Below are 326 nucleotides of genomic sequence, written 5' to 3' on the forward strand. Positions count from 1 at the left end.
CCTTTGAAGAACGGAGTATGGCGACCACCTTCGTCTTTAGACAGAACGTAAACTTCTGACTCGAACTGGGTGTGCGGCTTGATTGAGCCTGGCTTAGCCAGAACCTGGCCACGCTGGATGTCTTCACGCTTGATACCGCGCAGCAGAACACCACAGTTCTCGCCTGCCTGACCCTGGTCCAGCAGCTTACGGAACATCTCAACACCGGTACAGGTTGATTTCGCAGTATCTTTGATACCTACGATTTCAACTTCGTCGCCGACTTTAACGATGCCGCGCTCAACACGACCGGTCACAACAGTACCACGGCCAGAGATTGAGAATAC

1 protein-coding gene is annotated in these 326 nt (G+C 52.8%); it reads right to left on the reverse strand.

Going from position 1 to position 326, the window contains the following annotated elements:
- The coding region (locus HA41_RS19470) for an EF-Tu/IF-2/RF-3 family GTPase (RefSeq protein WP_244175157.1) at nt 1-326 on the reverse strand (326 nt) is incomplete at both ends.

The sequence above is a fragment of the Pantoea conspicua genome (assembly GCF_002095315.1).
GTDB classification, from domain to species: domain Bacteria; phylum Pseudomonadota; class Gammaproteobacteria; order Enterobacterales; family Enterobacteriaceae; genus Pantoea; species Pantoea conspicua.